The following is a 17745-nucleotide window of genomic DNA, read 5'->3' on the forward strand; positions in this document are numbered from 1 at the left end:
TATCAGTTCCCCGAGGAGGTGGGTGCCGCTGTCCCGACGGACGGCGTGGGCGAAGAAGCAGTCGCCACGGCAGGATTGAGCGTTGGGGCCGATGTGGCGGCAGGTGCTGCCGGTGCCGGACGCGAGGCGAGAGGCAGCGAATTCACCAGTTCCGCCTTCGCCTTCCCCGAGCGCAGGACGATCGAATTCGGCACGTCCTCCAGCACGATAGTGGCGCCGCGCACGGCGTAGTTGACCGGACCTTCGTCGCCCTTCTCGTTGGTGACGAGGATCGCCGGGATCGCCGCCTTGTCCGGCCAGAGCAGATAAGTCGACATGCCATCGTCGTAGACGCGCGACGGCATCAGCTTCTCAACACCGACGCGCTTCCAGGCAAAGTTGAGCGCGGCCGGGTCGGTAGGCATGCCCAGAGCATTGCCAGCGGCGAGTGCCTGCTCTGCCGGGTCTAGCGATGCAAGCCCTGCGGAGCCTGCGCCCGGCTTCTGCTCGTCCTTGTAGGTGAAGCGCAGCATGTAGAGCGGCTTCGCCTTGGTGGTGGCGACAAGGTCGAAGAAATAGGTGTGGCGGTTGGTTACAACCGTCATATTGGTGCGCGCGGTGCTTTCCAACGGCTTCACGAAGAGCAGGTCGGCGCGCTTATTCGGCGTGATCTGCCAGGCCTGCGAATCGCCGACCGCGACGTTCTCGATCGCCTCGCCCTGCCCAAAGGCGATGGTCGCCTGCACGCCGGCCCGGCCGTCGATACGCACGACCTCGTTGTCGCTGAAGGCATGGGCGACAAGACGCTCGTCGGCCTGCGCCGGAACAGTCAGCGCCAGCGCGCCCAGGCTCACTGCAGCGGCGAAGTTGCGCAGGGTTGCGCGGATCATCGTGTCTTCTCCTTCGCCGGCGATCTGCCGGTGTCGTTAGATGCGCGGAAACGGCTGCCGATCCCGCGTGCGCGCGGAGCCGAGTCGCCCTGACGCAGAGGTTCTATGCCGCCGCCCACGACTTGCGTTACCACGGTTCGGCGGTCGCCCGAACGGCCGCCGCCGCCGCTCTGCCCCTGCCCCGAAACCTCGGCCATGGCGGAAGCGCCCGCCGCCGCGATCACCGAAGTACGGCCTTGATAGCTTGAGGCCACCGGCGCGGGCGCGCTGGCCGCAGCCGGCGCAGCGGCCTGCCCGGAAGAGCCGGAGCGCTCTCGCTCATTATCGGCACCCAAGCCGAAGACCTGCCAGCCCGACACCATCGTCGCTGCCACTTTCACCACCATCACCATCAGCGCGACATGCACCGAGGCGACGAGGAAGAACGCCATCGCCCCGCGCCCGTCGATTTCACCGGCATTGGCGTTCTCGACGAGGCCGGAAATGATCGGCACCAGCAGCTCCAGCGTGATCCCGCCGCCCAGCACCACGAACAGCGGGGTAACCGCCGTCAGCACCACACCGCGAAGCCAGCCGGCGGTCAGTCCGCGCGTGCCGCCGAACAGCGCCATGATGACGAAAATCGGACCCAGCGCCAGCAGCACGCCCAGCGCGATGCGCGCGGTAAGCAGCACCCCCACGGTTCCCAGCAGGAGCAGCAGCGCGCCCATCCACATAACGCTTTCGGGTGTGAACAGCCCGCCCGCGCCCTTGGCGGCGACGGCGGCACCGGCAGCAGCCGCGCCGCCCCCGTCCTGCGCTGCGCCGCCGACCTTGGAGGTGGCTTCGGAAATATCGTTGATGGCGCCGAAAACGATGTCGATCCGGTCACCGAAAAGCTGTGTCGCCGAGCCCTTCGCACCCATCAGCACGCCCGCGATCCAGTCCGGACCGCCGACGGCGAGGTTCCAGACCACACCTTGGTAGGCGATCCAGCTGGTGGCAAAAGTCAGTACCACGCCGAGGCGCAACATGCGCGGAGTAAGCGCCGAAATGCCAAGGCTCGATCGGCCAGTCAGCAGCGAGAACGCGAAAAAGGCAATATAGAGCGTGAGCAGGATGGTGAGCACCGGGCCCATCGCTCCGCCGGCGCCGAAAAGCCGTCCGAATGCCGAGGCGGCCATCTCGTTGGCCACGCAGTCAACCGCGCGCAGCGCCGGGGCGACGCCGGCGGAAGCGACTTCGGTAAGCTGTTCGCAGGCGTTCGCCATGGGGCTACTCCGCCGCCTCGGTCCAGAGCTCGCCGCCTTCACCTTCGGCCGGCCACTGCATTCCGGTCAGGACCGGATACCAGCCTTCGGGCGCATCGCCATAGCGTTCACGAAGCTGGTCGAGCTTGCGCACGGTGCTCTCGCGGCCCGACAGGACAGTGAGAACTTCGGGCATACCGGCAAGGTCGAGGCGCACCACTACCGAAGTATCGGCCTGACGGATCAGGAAGCAGCGTGAATGCACCGGCAGCGTGCGAATGACGTCGAGTTCATGCTGCGACAAGCCGAATCCTTCGCAGTAATCCTCGGGCCGGGCACGCGAATTGGGCATGAAGATCATCGTCGCAGTCTGTTCGACCAACGCCGTGGCGATCTTGGAATCCAGCGCATCGCGCGCCGACTGGGTGGCGAAGCCGACCAGCGCATTGCGCTTGCGCAGCGTCTTGAGCCAGTCACGAATGCGGGCGGCGAAGACCTCGTCATCCAGCGCTTTCCAGCCTTCGTCGATGAGGATCATCGTCGGCTCGCCGTCGAGGCGCTCGTCGATGCGGTGGAACAGGTACATCATGACCGGCGTGCGCAGGCGCGGACTTTCCAGCAGTGCGGTCATGTCGAAGCCGAGGACGCGCTGGCTGAGGTCTAGCCGGTCGTGCTGGTTGTCGAACAGCCAGCCATGCTCGCCGCCCTGCAGCCATGCGTCGAGGCGCGAGGCAAGGTCCCCCGCCTCGGGCCGGCGGGCCCCTGCGAGCAGCTCGCGAAAGTGGGAAAGGCGGCGCAGCGACGGATCGTTGTGGTAGGCCGCGTCGACCGCGCCGGCGATCGTCGTCAATTCCTCCGGCCCCTTCGCGGCCAGCAGCACGCCCAGCCAGTCGCGCAGGAAAGCGCGGTTAGCGGCGGTATCCGGCAGCGAAAGCGGATTGAAACCGGACGGGTGTCCCGCAGCGATACGGCTGTAGGTGCCGCCGATACCGCGCAGGAACACTTCAGCGCCGCGATCCTTGTCGAACAGTATGGTGCGCGGCGCGAACTTCTGCGCCTGTGCGGCCAGGAAGTTCATGACGACCGTTTTACCAGAACCCGACGGACCGATGACGGTGAAGTTACCGAGGTCACCCTGGTGGAAGTTGAAGAAGAACGGCGTCGAACTGGTAGTCGACAGCAGCGTGACCGCATCGCCCCAGTGGTTGCCGCTCGCCTGCCCCATCGCGAAGCCGTGAAGGCTTCCGAAGCACGCCATATTTGCGCTGGAAATCAGCGCGCGGCGCACGATGAAACTCTCGTTACCGGGAAGCTGGCCCCAGAATGCGGGTTCCAGGTTCACGTCCTCGCGCACCGCGATCGCGCCGGCGTCGGCCAGCGCAGCCGCACACGAAGCGGTGACTTCGTCGAGCTGGTCCAGCGTGTCGGCGCGGACCAGAACCGACAGGTGATGATCGCCGAAACCGACGGCGCCGGTCCCCAGAGCATCGCGTGCGGCCGACATCTCGCGGCGTTCGGCCAAGGCTTCCTCATCGGCGCTACGCAGGCGGCGCACGGCAAGGTCGATACGTTCACGGGCGATCTGGCGGTCGGACGGGGCGTATGTCTCTGTCAGCACCAGTTCGCAGGGCAGACGCAGGAGCGCATCGGTCAGGCCCGGCGCGGTCGAATCGGGGTAGTCCTTCAGCGACACGATCGAGCCGAAGCCACCGCCGGTCGCCCCGCGCAGTTCCAGCGCATCCATGCCGAAGCTGGCACGGCGGTAAGGCAGCATGTGGCCAATGTCAGTGTCGTCGGAGGGACGGCGCACAGGCCGCATTTCGCCGTTGTAGAGCGCCGAAAGCAGTTCAAGCACTTCCGAGTACTGCCCGGCCGCTCCTTCGTAATCGCCCAGAAGCCGCGCGCCGTAAGCGCCGAGCGAGGCAACCATCGCCGAAGCGGCAGCCTTGAGCGCCCGGACGTCACCGGGATCGGCCTCGACCGATTCGGCTTTCGACTTCATCATGCGCGAGAGCTTGTCGGCCCAGCCCGCCTTGCCGCGTGCGGGACGGCGCACCAGGGTGATGAACTGGTCGTTGACGAACAGCGCGCCCGAGGACGTGCGCGCACGCCAGCGCGCGTCGATATGCGCGGAGAGCGCATCGTCGAACCGGCCATCCATCTCGATCTCCACGCGGCGACGGATAACGTGATGGTAGAGTACAAAACGCGCATCGAGCGCGGAGCGCAGCAGCACTTCGCGGGTGGCGACATGGGCGTTGAGTTCGTCAGTGTCGGCAGTCTCGAATGCCAGGCCCGGCACCATGAGCGAGAGCATGACCGAGCCATCGCGCAGGCGCACGACGTTCTCGTCCACCAGCGCGGCATAGGGCAGCCGGTCGCCGGCGAGCACTTCCTTCGCTCCCCAGCCCTTCAGCGGCGATTTGAAGCTCTTGGCCATTATGTCGTTCCCCCACGCCGTTTCGATGCCGGCGCGTATTCGATGTTACGGCGCGTAGCTGTTGCAACCCCAGCGCTGCCAGTTTGCAACGCGCGGGCATTTGCTGACCTTGGCGATCCACAAGTCGAAGACCCGCGGCTCACGCAGGCACGCGAGATATCCCGCCCCATGGATCACCAGCGCCGCCGGCACTGTCCAGAAGCTCTTGGTAATAAGAAAGATTTCGGTCGTCAGCGCGGCGTTGATGATGAAGTAGCTGTACGTCACGCCCGCGAACATCTGCGGGCGGGTCAGCGCGCGGTGCACGGGGTAGCGGGCCAGGCTCATCAGCCCGTCCCTCAGCCCACTGCCGCTGACTGGATACCGGTTACGATCGCGCCCGCACCGAACAGGATGAACACGCCGATGATCACGGTCGCACCAAAGCGCCAGTTCATGCGGCCAGTCAGCATCATGAAGCCGACAGCGGCAACCGCCATAACGGCAACGGCGGTGGCGACGTTACCCAGCAGCGTGCCCTGCAGCCAGCCGAGTGCGGCGACGATCGGACCCGAACCGGCCGGGTCATGGGCAACTGCCTGTGCCTGGGCCAGAGAAGGTGCAAAAACGCCGAGCGCGGCGCCCAGAGCGGAGAGGAAGGCGCGCGATTTGCGGCCGTCAGACTTTACGTATCGAATCACCATGTCCTCCGTATGACGGCCAACTGCGCCACCCGGATGACAGGTGTGTGACGATGGCGCGGCAGACCGTCATGGTTGCCGGCATGTATCACAAGAAAGTTTCCAAATTCGTGAAACGCCGGTTAGGCACAAAATGCCCTGTCCTTGCGACAGGTGCAATTCGTGCCTGAAATATCAGCGTAAAAATGGTTAAAATCGCGAATAAATCTACAGAAATCGTCTGTTGTTTTGCGATATCCCGGTGGCGGATTGCGACGAATCAGCGAGCGGCGACGCTCCGCGAAGCCATAAGGCCCTTCAGCGCCGTACGCGCTGCCTGACGCGAATCCACCCAGCTACCGTCGGCAAGCTCCAGATCGTAGCGCTCAGGAGACGCCACCGCAGCACGATAGGCGGCCAGCGCCTTGTCGGCCTGCCCGGCGCGGGCATAGGCCGCACCCAGGTTGATGAGAGCCGCCGGGTCCTCCGACCGCGCCGCGCCGTTCGCTTCGAGTTTACGCACCGCAGCCTGCGGCCGACCTTCAGAAAGTTCACGATAGGCGACTTCGGTCACGTCGGACGTAGGACGGTCTATCGCTAGCGAGATGGTCGATTGCCCCAGCAAAGCAGCGGTAAGAAGGACCGAAAGCGACATGACAACTCTCCCATTCATATGTTGGCTGCCCACATCGTCTGCGTGAATTCGCCGTCCATCAACAAAATGACGAATCTGTCATAAAAATGCAATATTCACGGTGGCCGCCGATCAAGCGACGATTCGCTGGCAAGAGCTGGAGGACTCCCCCGCGGTCCCCGCCGCCACTCACGGCTTAATTGTCGTCTTACCGTCGTATTTCCGTAATTTAGTGTCATCGTATCGCCAACATAATGTCATTCACCCCCCTTAGACGCCCTCCGGTGACGGGGGCGGAATCGCCGCCACGTTCGACCTGAACACGGGGGATCCATCGTGAAGAATATTTCTGGTCTGCTGCTCGTGGGCTGCAGCGCTCTCGCACTCGCCGGCTGTGGCCCGAGCGACATCGCTTCGCCCGGTACTGGTGGCGACGTGATCATCACTCCTTCGCCTACGCCGACTCCGGCGCCGACTCCGACCCCCGGTGAAGGTCTCATGACGCCGGCCGGCGGTTGCCCGACCGTTGCCAACGACGCAGGCACCGTGACCGGCCCGACCGGCACCTGGCGCGTCTGCAACCTGCCGAACGTGATCAGCGCCTCCTCGACGCTGCCCAAGATTGCGGGCCTGATCTATCAGCTGCCAGGTCGCGTCGACGTCGGCTGCGACGGCGGGTTCACAGCTCCTACTTCGACGACCGCTTACACAACCACGACCGTCGGCTGCCCCACCTCGACGCTGACAGCGGACACCAACGTCACGCTGACCATCGCGCCGGGCGTCATCATCATGGGCGGCACCGGACAGTCCTGGCTCGCCGTCAACCGCGGCAACAAGATCAACGCAGCCGGCACGGCCGAAGCCCCGATCATCTTCACCAGCCGCGACAACGTCCTGGGCATCAACAACGACAATTCGCAGGGCCAGTGGGGCGGCGTCGTTCTGATGGGCCGCGCGCCGGTCACTGACTGCACCGTCGGCACCCTCGCCTCGGGCACCTGCGAACGCCAGACGGAGGGCGCGCCCAACCCGGCACGCTTCGGCGGCGCCGATTCGGCCTACAATGCCGGCGTCATGAAGTACTTCCAGATCCGTTACTCGGGCTTCATCCTGGGCAACAACATCGAGCTGCAGTCGCTCACCGGCGAAGGCATCGGCACGGGCACCACGATCGACCACTTCCAGAGCGTCAACAGCTCGGATGACGGCTCCGAATGGTTCGGCGGCAGCCCGCGCATGAAGTATTACATTTCGGTCGGCTCTGACGATGACAGCCTCGACGTCGACACCGGCGCCCAGATGCTCGTCCAGTACGCGCTCATCGCCCAGCGCGCAGGCTTCGGCGACGGCATCATGGAAATCGACAGCGACGGCAACGCCAGCGATGCGCCGCGCACCAATCTGACTGTCGCGAACTTCACCTTCCTGAAGGCCCCCGGCACCAGCGGCAGCACCAGCAACGGGGCTTCGCTGTTCTTCCGCGGCAACTCGGACACGACGCTTGTCAACGGACTGCTGGTTGCCGCCGACGAAGAATGCGTGCGTATCAACACCTCTGCTCCTACGCCGGTCACACTGACCGCGCGTTCGGTCGTGATGCAGTGCAACGCCGCCAAGTACCTTGGCAGCAACACCTCTGCGGGCGTGGTCATCAACACCGCCGCTCAGAGCCAGGCCGCTTTCAACCCGGGTAACTTCAACAACCGGGACGACTTCACCAACACGCTGACCAGCACCTTCATCAACGGCGCGAACGAAAACGCCGTGGTGGCCACCGATCCCAAGTCGCTGGTGACCGGTTCGGCGGCGACCTTCTTCGACACCACCACCTGGATTGGCGCAGTGCGCAACGCTGCCGACAACTGGTACGCCGGTTGGACCTGCAACAGCGCGACTGCAAACTTCGGCACCGGCAACTCGGGCAACTGCACCTCGCTGCCAACGACCTGATACGGGACTGCCTGACTAATACGCGGGGGCAGTCGCAATGGCTGCCCCCGTCCTTGCATTTGGAACTAGGGGGAATTCCGATGTCTTTGACGTCGCGGCTCGTTGGCGGTCTTTTGATCACGTCGGCACTCGTCTCGCCAACCATGGCTTTCGCGCAGATCGATCCTGCGCCCTCATCCACCGGCACCGGGGCCGAAAGCCCTTCCGCCGTATCCGCGCCAGCCGACGCTGCGCAGGACGATGGACAGGTCGATATCTCGGTGCCGGGCGGCGGCGGCGAAATCGTCGTCACCGGCTCGCGTAACCGCAACGTCATCAGGTCTTCGAACCAGGTCGTTTCGATCCTGACCACCGAAGAAATCGCCCGCACCGGCGACGGTAACATCGCCGGCGCTCTCGGACGCCTTTCCGGCCTCAGCGTCGTGGGTTCCGGCTATGTCTACGTACGCGGTCTGGGCGATCGCTACTCGCTGGCGCTGCTCAACGGCTCGCCGCTACCCAGCCCTGAGCCGCTACGCCGCGTCGTCCCTCTCGACATCTTCCCGAGTGGCGTAATCGCCTCCTCGCTGGTCCAGAAGAGCTACTCGGCCAACTTCCCGGGCGAATTCGGCGGCGGCGTCATCAACCTGACGACCAAGGCCGTGCCCACGGAATCGTTCCTCACCGTCGGCGGCGGTTTCCAGGTCGATTCCGAAACGACCGGCGAATTCGGCTACAGCTACTTCGGCGCCAAGAGCGACTGGACCGGCTTCGACAACGGCAGCCGTGATGTGCCACCCGCGCTGCAGTCTTTCTTCGACAGCGGCGCCTCGATGAACTCGGGGACCGTCAACACCCGCGCCATCGGCTCCGAACTGGTACGCTTCAGTCGCGCCACGTTGCAGAAGGTCGGCGATCTGCCGGTGAACTTCTCGGCATCGATCACCGGAGGCACCGCGTTCGATCTCGGCGGCGCCGATCTCGGCCTCATTGCCGCAGCTGGCTTCAGCAACAAATGGCTCAACCGCCAGGCGCTCCAGCAAACCTCGTTCAGCGGCGACCTGTCCACGCTGCAGACCGATTTCAACCGTGTTACCACGGAAAATCGCATCGTCGCCAACGGCCTGATCGGGCTTGGTCTGGAATTCGGCGAAAACAAGATCCGCTGGACCAATCTCTACATCCGCGACACCATCAAGCAGGGGCGTCTGGGCGTCGGCGGGCGTGCGCAGAACGGCTTCACGTACATGCAGCAGAATACCGGCTGGTACGAGCGCCAGTTGATGGACACCCAGTTCGTCGGCGAGTTCAAGCCTGCCAAGGATCTGTCGGTTGAAGTGCGCGGCGGTTACGCCAACTCGCAGCGAGAAGCGCCCTACGAAACCACCATCGAATATGCCCGCACCAACAATCCCGGCGATCCTTATGGCGACCTCTTCGTCAATCGCCTGAACGGCAACGTGGGCGATGCAGACGTTACCTTCTCCGACCTCAACGAAGATCTGTGGTCGGCCGGACTCGATGTCAGCTACAGGTTCAATCCTGCGATCACGGCGACGGTAGGCGGCGCCTTCAGTGATACCAACCGCGTCAGTTCGCGCCGCCAGTTCGTGTTCCGCGCGTCCAGCACCTTCCCTACCGAAGCTGCCGTCTTGCGGCCGGATCTGCTGCTGTCGCCGGGTCTCATCAATGGCACTGTCAATGGTAACACCACCGTAGGCGGCATCGACCTTATCGAACCCGACGAGGCAACTCCGGCCTTCCGCGGCAAGCTGCGCAACTGGGCGGGTTACGCCAAGGCCAACGTGCAGTTCACCGATGACCTGAGCCTCGATGCCGGCGTCCGCTTCGAGAAGGCGAGGCAGGAAGTGACCGCTCTGCAGGTGTTCGCCACGCCGCCGAACTACACGCCGACGCCCGCGCTGAACAAGGAATACTGGCTGCCCGGCGCCACGCTGACTTGGCAGATCCAGCCTGAACTTCAGGCACGCCTCAGTGCATCCAAGACGATTGCTCGCCCGCAATTCCGCGAGTTGATCTACCAGCCGTTCTTCGATCCCGAGAGCAACCGCCAGTACCTGGGCAACCCGCTACTGACCGACAGCCAGCTCTACAATGCTGAGGCGCGCCTCGAATACTATTTTGCTCCAGAACAGCGCGTGTCGATCGCGGGCTTCTACAAGAAGCTCGACAAGCCCATCGAGTCCTACATCACGGTACTCTCCGACGCCCTGGTCACCAGCTACGCCAATGCGCCTGAAGCCCGGCTCTACGGTGTGGAATTCGAAGCTACCAAGTTTTTCGACCTGTCGTCTGCAGGTGGCTGGCTGACCGACCGCCGCGCGCTCGTCATGGCGAACTATACTTATACCAAGTCCAACCTCAAGGTTGCGGCGGACGACACTGTCTCGGTCTACGGCGCGTCATTCGGTATCGCCACGGACTACTTCCTCGATGGCTCCCCTCTTACGGGTCAGTCCGACCACTTGCTGAACCTGCAGATCGGCCTCGAAAATACCGAGCGCCTTTCTCAGCAGACGCTGCTGGTCAGCTTTGCCAGCAAACGCGTTGTCAGCCGTGGCCTCAACGGGTCGGTCCGCCAGCCCGACGTCATCGAGAAGCCGGGCGTCCAGCTCGACTTCGTGATGCGCGAAGGTGCCGACTTCCTCGGCCAGGACGTCGAACTCAAGTTCGAGGCACGCAACCTCCTGGGCACCCGCCACCGCGAGTACCAGACCAGTGGCGCCAATACCGTCGAGTTCAACACCTACGACGTCGGCCGTGTCATTGCCTTCTCGGCGCAGCTGAACTTCTGATTTTTAAAGGGAGGGACCTGCCCTCCCCTGCAAACTGGATGGCCCGGGTGCAGCGATGCACCCGGGCCTTTTTTTGCGCTTCCCAAGGCTGCGCGGCGCGCGTAAGGAGCGCGAGTCATCTGGGGAGTAGCCGCCCGCGTTTCCCGGCCTGCAAAGGCTTCGCGCGGGACCTGCCGTCAACATACTTGGCCGAGAGGCCATGGCGCGCAGGAGGACGGTCCATCCGTCCGGGCGAGACCAATGACGCTTGCGGTTCCGCTCGGCCGGGCGGGTTCCGTATGCGTCGTTGTGCCTTGTCTACGCCCGGCCCGGAGTACCTTGCCTTGGAAGCCCTGCTTACCTCCACAGCGGTCGTTGCGCTCGCCGAAATCGGCGACAAGACCCAGCTGCTCGCCATCGTCCTGGCGACACGTTTCAAAAAGCCGTGGCCGATCGTGGGCGGCATCTTCGTCGCGACCATCGCCAACCACTTCCTCGCCGCCCTCGTGGGCGAACAGGCGGCCTCATTCCTCGATGGCCTGTGGTTCCGTTACCTCGTCGCTGCCAGCTTCATCCTGATGGCCGCCTGGACCCTGATCCCCGACAAGTTCGACGAAGATGAAGAGGCCAAGCCGAGCCGCTTCGGCCCGTTCGTGGCGACCGCAATCGCCTTCTTCCTGGTCGAGATGGGTGACAAGACGCAGATCGCCACCATCGCGCTGGGCGCCCGCTTCCAGAGCGTGGTGCCGGTGATGATCGGCACGACCATCGGCATGATGATCGCCAACGTGCCTGCGGTGTTCCTGGGCAACGAGCTTATCAAGCGGGTGCCGCTGGGCGTCGTGCGCACGGTCGCGGCGCTGCTGTTCCTGGTGATCGGCATGTGGCTGCTGGCGCAGACATCCGGCCTACTGGGCTGACGATCACCGCGCCGTCCCGGGATCCCCCGGGGCGGCGCGATATCACACTGTATCGAAGACATACCCCAGCGAACGCACGGTGCGCAGCGGGTTTCCTGCCCCTACGCCCTTGAGCGCGCGGCGCAGGCGGCCGATCCACACGTCGACCGTGCGCTCATCCACCGGCGGCTCCTGCTTGCCCAGCGCGGAAATCAGCTGGCCGCGGCTGAATACGCGTCCCGGATGCTCGATGAAATACCGCAGCAGGCGCAGTTCGTTGGGCATCAGCAGAATCGGCTTGCCCTGGAAGCGTGCCTGAAAGGCCGCCACGTCCACCATCAGGTCGCCCTGCGTGACAACGCGGATGCCCGCGCTGTCCTGTTCGCCAAGGTTCGCGCCCAGCACACGGTCCAGCAGCGCGGTGCGCGACAGCGGCCCCACCATATAGTCGTCGGACCCCATGCGCAGCGCGCGCTTGCGGTCATCCTGGTTGTCTTCCTCCAGAACCATGGTGACGTGCGCATGCGCCGTCAGCGCATCGGCGCGCAGACGCCGGCACAGTTCCAGGCCTGACATCTCGGGCAGTACCCAGTCGATGAATATCCACAGCGCGCCCTCGATCAGGGGCAGCTCGGAAAAGTCGGTCCAGCGGTGGAGCACCACGTCGAACTGGTCGTGCCGGAAAGGCGCAAGCGCCCCTGCTGCTCCTCCCGAGAGTTCGCTCGCCAGCAATATGTCGATCCGCCGCATCGCCCCGTTGACCGCCCTCTGTCCGGCGCCCTGCCCCCTTGTGGGGCGTCGCACGGCCGGGCTTTTGCATCCCCAGTGTGACGAACGGGTGACATATCGGTGACATGGCCGTGAAACCCGAAAGACAGGCCTTCCCATGTCATTGAACTGACCCGCAACCGTCACGCCCGCGCAACGCCTTGATGGCAATGGAACCTCAGCAGACAGCCGGGGACGACTGACAATGCGCGACAATGTAGACACCCTTCTCGCACGTGACGCCGAACGTCGGAGTGGCATTCCGGCCTGGCTCGACATCCCCGAGCCCAAGGGCTTCCGCCCAAAACGCAAATACCGCACGATCTGGATTTCGGACATCCACCTGGGCACGCGCGGCTGCAACGCCGCCATGCTGGTGGACTTCCTGAGCGCGGTCGAGTGCGAGACGCTCTACCTCGTCGGCGACATCGTCGACGGCTGGCGCCTGCGCAAGGGCTGGTACTGGCCCGACGCCCACAACGAAGTGGTGCGCCGCATCCTCAAGATGGCGCACCGCGGCACCCGAGTGATATTCATCGCCGGCAATCACGACGAAATGCTGCGCGATTACGCCGGACTCAGCTTCGGCGGTGTCGAACTGGCCCTGGAAGCCGTCCACACCACGCTTGACGGCCGCCGCCTGCTGGTGACGCACGGCGATGCTTTCGACGGCGTGGTGCTCTACGCCCGCTGGCTCGCCTTCCTGGGCGACAAGGCTTACGGCCTCTTGCTGCGCGCCAACATCGCCTTCAACGCAGTACGCCGCCGCCTCAAGATGCCGTACTGGTCGCTTTCCGCCTACATGAAGAAAAAGGTCAAGAACGCCGTCCAGTACATCGGCAGCTACGAGGAAGCGGTCGCTAACGAGGCAATCAGCCGCGGCTTCGACGGTGTTGTCTGCGGCCACATCCACTGCGCCGAAATCCGCGAATTCGGCGGCATCACCTACTACAACGACGGCGACTGGGTCGAAAGCTGCACAGCTTTGGCGGAAGACCTCACCGGGCACCTCGCGATCATCGACTGGATCGCCGAAACCGGCGGGCATACCGTGACATCGGGCGTCCTCGCGGAGGCGTCAGCGTGAAGCTGGCGCTGGCAACCGACGCCTGGTTGCCGCAAGTCAACGGCGTCGTCCGCTCGCTGACCTCCACCGTCGATCACCTGACCCGGCGCGGGCATCAGGTCGAGACCGTTACGCCCGACCGCTTCCTGACCCTGCCGATGCCCGGTTATGCCTCTATCCGGCTGGCGATGGCGCCCCGCTTCGGGGTGCGCCGGATGCTCGACAAGGCGGCGCCGGACATCGTCCATATCGCCACCGAAGGCCCGATCGGCTGGGCCGCGCGCGGTTGGTGCCTGTCGCGCGGCGTGCCGTTCACTTCGGCGTTCCACACCCGTTTTCCCGAATATGCCGCTGTGCGCACCGGGCTTTCGGCGGAATACTTCTGGCCGATCCTCCAGCGCTTCCATGCCGAAAGCCAGGCGGTGATGGTCTCCACCCGCAGCCTTGCCATAGAACTGGCGGAGCGCGGCATCGGCCCGACGCGGGCCTGGAGCCGAGGCATCGACCATGCCCAGTTCCGTCCCGACGGCCCGAGCCATCCGGCAATGGCCGCCCTGCCCGGTCCGGTCCTGCTCAACGTCGGCCGCGTCGCGCCGGAAAAGAACCTCGAAACTTTCCTCAATCTCGACATGCCCGGCAGCAAGGTCGTCGTCGGTGACGGCCCTGCGCTGGACACGCTGCGGCGCCGCTATCCGCAAGTGCTGTTCCTCGGTGCTCTTTCCGGGCAGGAACTTGCCAGCGCCTACCGCGCCGCCGACTGCTTCGTATTCCCGAGCCTGACCGACACCTTCGGCCTCGTCATCATCGAGGCGCTGGCCTGCGGCACGCCGGTCGCAGCCTTCCCCGTCACCGGCCCGATCGATATCCTCGGCCCCGATGGACGCGGCGTCGATCACCGCGTCGGCTGGGCAGCCGGTGCGCTCGACACCTCGCTGGCGCGCGCCATCGAAGGCGCCCTCACGGCAGAGCGCAATGACGCGGCCGCACTAGGCAACCTCTATTCGTGGGAACGCGCAACCGACCAGTTCCTGGCTGCCATCGAAGGCGCACTGCAACACGCCGAACGCGGATTGCTCTCCGCGGCCTAACGAAAACCGAGGCTACGCGAGATCGCGGCGGCTTCTTCCTGCACCAGCCTCCCCAGTTCGTCCAGCCGGCCTTGTGCGCGGCCGCTGGGCGCTGCGATGACCAGCGCCCCGACGACGCGGGCGGAGGCATCGCGGATCACGCTGGCCGAGCCGGTTACGCCCTCGGCCGCCTGGTCGACAGTCTGCGCATAGCCCCTTTCGCGTGCCTGATCGACGATCTTCGCCAATTCGGCACGATCGGTCACGGTGCCCGGCGCGAGGCGGCTCGGCACCGCCCGCTTGAGATAGGCATCCACCGCAGTCGGCGAACAGGTCGACAGCAGCGCTCGTCCGCCCGCCGTCGCGTAGAACGGGCGCCGGTCACCGATCGAGACGGAATAGCGTACGACATTGCGGCTCTCGACGAGGTCCACATAGGTCACCTGATCTCCATCCTGATCGCCCACCGCCAGCAGCACCGTTTCGCCGCTGCGCTCGCACAGGCGGCGCATGCCTTCGCGCACGAGGTCGGAACTTTGGAAGCGCCGCCGTGCTTCGGTCAAAGCGCTGCCCAAACCGAAGGCACCGGGCCCCAGACGCCAGGCGCCTTCGGCCGAAGTGACGAAATCCTCATCCGCAAGGCCGCGCAGCAGGGCCGCCAGGCTGCTCTTGGGCGTCGCGAGGCGGCGGCTGAGGTCGGCGAGCGAGACCGCCTCGCTACTGGCGCAAAGCGCCTCCAGCAAGCGGATGACCCGCGTGACCGACTGGGGCGATCCGCCGCGGCGGTCCTCCCCCTTCTCTGCGTCCGCGTTCTGGTCTTCCGCGCTCAACCTGCCCTCACTGAAATGCCGGCAAAACCTGCCCGGCGAAGGTTCCCGCATATGCGAGGAAGCGCTCCGCCGGAAGCCCGGGCGGCATCATCATGGTGAAATGCTCCACCGGCGCTTTTTCCTGCAGACCGCGCAAGTGAGCGATGGCCTCCTCCGGCGTAAGTATCTGGAGGATGCCGCTGGCCTTGAAGGCATCGAGGTCCATGGGTTTCAGGGTTGCACCTTCGAGGCCGATCGCCTGATCCTCGTTCATCCACGCACCGTAGCTGTTGTTGACGTGGAGGAAGTAGGGCGCAAGCTCCTCCATAGCCGCCGCCTTATCCTGCGCGACGACCAGCATCAGCCCCTGAATCCAGATTTTCGCACGGCTCGGGTCCTTGCCCTCAGCCTCAAGCTTCTGGCGGTAGAGCGGCCAGATTTCGGTGTTGCCGAAGTAACCGTCGCCGTATTTCGCGACGCGTTCCATCGCCTTGGGCGCGAAGCCGCCGATGTAGAGCGGAATCTGGCCCCGGCTGGAGAGTGGGCGGACCTGCGCGCCCTTGAGGGTAAAGAACCGGCCTTCGAAATCCACCGTCTCGCCGTCCCACAGGCGGCGCACGAGGTGGAGGAATTCATCGAAGCGGGCGCCGCGTTTGGTGAAGTCCAGCCCGTGAGCGGCATATTCGCGGGCGCGGTAGCCGATCGCGAGGCCCAGTTGGAGCCGTCCGCCCGAGAGGATGTCGAGTACCGCGCAGTCTTCGGCAAAGCGCAGCGGTTCGTAAAGGGGGCCAAGCGCAATGCCGGTGCCCAGCTTCATGCGGCGGGTGCGCGCGGCCACGGCGGCCAGCGTTACCAACGGCGAGGGCATGTAGCCGTCATCGGCCAGGTGGTGTTCGGGCACCCATGCGCCCTCGAAGCCCAGTGCCTCGGTTTCGGCGATGACGTCGAGCGTCTCGGCGTAGAGCGCCTCGGGGTCGCGGTGCCATGGGGCCGGGTTACGGAAGTCGTAAAGGTAGCCGAAGCTCATCTTGCCGGTCATGCGCGCCCTTTCCCAAGCCCTTGGTCCAAGTTCCTCGGGCGAAAGGTTTAGGCGCAGCCAACGTTGCGGCAAGGCGCGGGGGCGATGAGTGATCATTCCTCCCCGAGCAAGGCCGGGGAGGAATGGAAATTACGCCACGTCCATCGCGTATCCGGCGGCGCGCACTGTGCGGATCGGGTCCGTGTCGCCGTCGCGGTTGATGGCCTTGCGCAGGCGGCGGATGTGAACGTCCACGGTACGCTCGTCGATGTCGGAGTCCATGCCCCACACGCCGTCGAGTATCTGCTGGCGCGAAACCACCCGGTTCGGGCGTTCCATGAAGTAGCGCAGCAGGCGAAATTCGGTCGGTCCCAGGTGCAGCGCTTCGCCGGCGCGGCGGACGCGGTGGCTGGTTGCGTCAAGCTCGATATCGCCCCACGACAACACGCTGCCCGACAGCGACGGACGTGCGCGGCGCAGCAGTGCCTCGATCCGGGCCATCAGCTCCCGCGGGGAAAACGGCTTGGTGACATAATCGTCCGCCCCGGTCTTGAGGCCGCGGATCATGTCCTCTTCCTCGCCGCGCGCGGTGACCATGATGATCGGGATCTGCGCGGTTTCCTTGTCCTTGCGCAGCTGGCGGCAGACCTCGATGCCGGGCACCTGCTCGATCATCCAGTCGAGTACGATGGCGTCGGGCACCTGTTCGCGCACCATGACCAGCGCCTCTTCACCGTCGCCGGTAGAGCGCACGTCGTACCCTTCGGCGCTCAGGTTCCAGGTGAGGAGTTCGCACAGGGCGACATCGTCCTCGACGACGAGAACGGAAGCGGTCGCGCTCATGCCATCATGCCCGAGGTATCGTCGGTCAGCGAATCGCGCTCGGTGCAATACTCGCCGGTGGCGGCGTAGTAGACCATCTCGGCCACATTGGTGGCGTGGTCGCCGATGCGTTCCAGGTTGCGGGCGATGAACAGCAGCTGCGCCGCGCTGGTGATCGTCGCCGGGTTTTCCATCATGTGGGTCAGCAGCGAGCGGAACAGCGTGTTGTAGAACTGGTCCAGCTTCTGGTCGCGGCGGATGACTTCAACCGCCAGCGCCGCATCGCGCGAACCGTAGGCGTTGAGGACATCGCGCACCATGCTCTCGGCGATCTCGGCCATAGTGGGCACGAGGGTCACCGGATCGATCTTGGTGCGGCCTTCCAGGGCATTGACGCGCTTTGCGATGTTCTTGGCGTAGTCACCGATGCGCTCGATGACGCCGGAGATTTTCAGCGCGGCGATGACATCGCGCAGATCGTCGGCCATCGGCGCACGCAGCGCGATGGTGCGTACCGCCAGGCGGTCCACTTCGGCTTCCAGCGCATCGAGCCGGGCATCGGCGGCGACGACCTGCGCGGCAAGCTCCTCGTCATGCTGGACGAGCGCGGTGATGGCATCGCGGATCGCGACTTCGGCAAGCCCGCCCATCTCGGCGACAAGGCCACGAAGCTGGCCGATCTCGCTATCGAAGGCCTTGACGGTATGATCGACCATGGCGTTTTCCTGTCAGAGCATC

16 protein-coding genes and 1 riboswitch are annotated in these 17745 nt (G+C 64.9%); of the genes, 5 read left to right on the forward strand and 11 right to left on the reverse strand.

The window, feature by feature from the left end; translation table 11 throughout:
• Positions 1–2: 2 nt before the first annotated feature.
• From GVL61_RS11830 to GVL61_RS11855, 6 genes are all read right to left on the reverse strand, one after another.
• Complete coding sequence (locus GVL61_RS11830; protein ID WP_159980219.1) at positions 3–869, reverse strand: TrbG/VirB9 family P-type conjugative transfer protein; 867 nt, start codon at positions 867–869, stop codon at positions 3–5.
• On the reverse strand, positions 866–2119 hold the full coding sequence (locus tag GVL61_RS11835) for a type IV secretion system protein (protein ID WP_159980221.1): 1254 nt from the start codon (positions 2117–2119) through the stop codon (positions 866–868). The genes GVL61_RS11830 and GVL61_RS11835 overlap by 4 nt, the downstream gene beginning before the upstream one ends.
• A gap of 4 nt (positions 2120–2123) precedes the next feature.
• Complete coding sequence (locus tag GVL61_RS11840) at positions 2124–4538, reverse strand: VirB4 family type IV secretion/conjugal transfer ATPase (RefSeq protein ID WP_159980223.1); 2415 nt, start codon at positions 4536–4538, stop codon at positions 2124–2126.
• Positions 4539–4583: 45 nt separating this feature from the next.
• On the reverse strand, positions 4584–4865 hold the full coding sequence (locus tag GVL61_RS11845) for a type IV secretion system protein VirB3 (protein WP_043971237.1): 282 nt from the start codon (positions 4863–4865) through the stop codon (positions 4584–4586).
• An 11-nt stretch (positions 4866–4876) separates the two neighbouring features.
• Complete coding sequence (locus tag GVL61_RS11850) at positions 4877–5218, reverse strand: TrbC/VirB2 family protein (RefSeq protein ID WP_255456505.1); 342 nt, start codon at positions 5216–5218, stop codon at positions 4877–4879.
• 259 nt (positions 5219–5477) lie between these two features.
• Positions 5478–5852 carry a hypothetical protein gene (locus GVL61_RS11855; RefSeq protein WP_159980226.1) on the reverse strand — a complete coding sequence of 125 codons (375 nt, stop codon included), beginning with the start codon at positions 5850–5852 and terminating at the stop codon, positions 5478–5480.
• Between the two features lie 315 nt (positions 5853–6167).
• Here GVL61_RS11855 and GVL61_RS11860 point away from each other — a divergent pair, with 315 nt between their 5' ends.
• From GVL61_RS11860 to GVL61_RS11870, 3 genes are all read left to right on the forward strand, one after another.
• Positions 6168–7784, forward strand: a complete 1617-nt coding sequence (locus tag GVL61_RS11860; RefSeq protein WP_159980229.1) for a hypothetical protein — start codon at positions 6168–6170, stop codon at positions 7782–7784.
• Between the two features lie 80 nt (positions 7785–7864).
• Positions 7865–10579 (forward strand): TonB-dependent receptor, encoded by a 2715-nt coding sequence (locus tag GVL61_RS11865; protein WP_159980231.1) that lies wholly within the window; start codon positions 7865–7867, stop codon positions 10577–10579.
• Positions 10580–10687: 108 nt separating this feature from the next.
• A riboswitch (yybP-ykoY riboswitch) is annotated at positions 10688–10808 on the forward strand.
• Positions 10809–10902: 94 nt separating this feature from the next.
• Positions 10903–11478: a TMEM165/GDT1 family protein gene (locus GVL61_RS11870; RefSeq protein ID WP_159980233.1), complete on the forward strand. Its 576-nt coding sequence runs from the start codon at positions 10903–10905 to the stop codon at positions 11476–11478.
• 42 nt (positions 11479–11520) lie between these two features.
• Here the strand turns inward: GVL61_RS11870 and GVL61_RS11875 are convergent, their stop codons facing one another.
• A complete protein-coding gene (locus tag GVL61_RS11875) occupies positions 11521–12207 on the reverse strand; it encodes a response regulator transcription factor (RefSeq protein WP_159980427.1) in 687 nt (228 codons plus the stop codon).
• A 223-nt stretch (positions 12208–12430) separates the two neighbouring features.
• Between GVL61_RS11875 and GVL61_RS11880 the strand changes: the two genes are divergently transcribed.
• Positions 12431–13312, forward strand: coding sequence for a UDP-2,3-diacylglucosamine diphosphatase (locus GVL61_RS11880; RefSeq protein ID WP_159980235.1), 882 nt, complete (start codon positions 12431–12433; stop codon positions 13310–13312).
• Positions 13309–14379 carry a glycosyltransferase family 1 protein gene (locus GVL61_RS11885; RefSeq protein ID WP_159980237.1) on the forward strand — a complete coding sequence of 357 codons (1071 nt, stop codon included), beginning with the start codon at positions 13309–13311 and terminating at the stop codon, positions 14377–14379. Before GVL61_RS11880 ends, GVL61_RS11885 begins: the two co-directional genes overlap by 4 nt.
• Here GVL61_RS11885 and GVL61_RS11890 read toward each other — a convergent pair.
• The 4 genes from GVL61_RS11890 to phoU form a co-directional block, all read right to left on the reverse strand.
• The gene (locus GVL61_RS11890) at positions 14376–15188 is read right to left on the reverse strand and encodes an IclR family transcriptional regulator (RefSeq protein ID WP_235037650.1); all 813 of its coding nucleotides are present in this window, start codon (positions 15186–15188) and stop codon (positions 14376–14378) included. The two genes, GVL61_RS11885 and GVL61_RS11890, sit on opposite strands and share 4 nt — an antisense overlap.
• Positions 15189–15195: 7 nt before the next feature.
• Positions 15196–16206 (reverse strand): LLM class flavin-dependent oxidoreductase, encoded by a 1011-nt coding sequence (locus tag GVL61_RS11895; protein ID WP_159980241.1) that lies wholly within the window; start codon positions 16204–16206, stop codon positions 15196–15198.
• Positions 16207–16335: 129 nt separating this feature from the next.
• Positions 16336–17028 carry a phosphate regulon transcriptional regulator PhoB gene (gene phoB / locus GVL61_RS11900; RefSeq protein WP_159980243.1) on the reverse strand — a complete coding sequence of 231 codons (693 nt, stop codon included), beginning with the start codon at positions 17026–17028 and terminating at the stop codon, positions 16336–16338.
• Positions 17025–17723 (reverse strand): phosphate signaling complex protein PhoU, encoded by a 699-nt coding sequence (phoU, locus tag GVL61_RS11905; protein ID WP_159980245.1) that lies wholly within the window; start codon positions 17721–17723, stop codon positions 17025–17027. Before phoU ends, phoB begins: the two co-directional genes overlap by 4 nt.
• Between the last annotated feature and the right edge of the window lie 22 nt (positions 17724–17745).

The organism is Novosphingobium sp. 18050 (assembly GCF_902706195.1).
In the GTDB taxonomy this organism is placed as follows: Bacteria; Pseudomonadota; Alphaproteobacteria; order Sphingomonadales; family Sphingomonadaceae; genus Novosphingobium.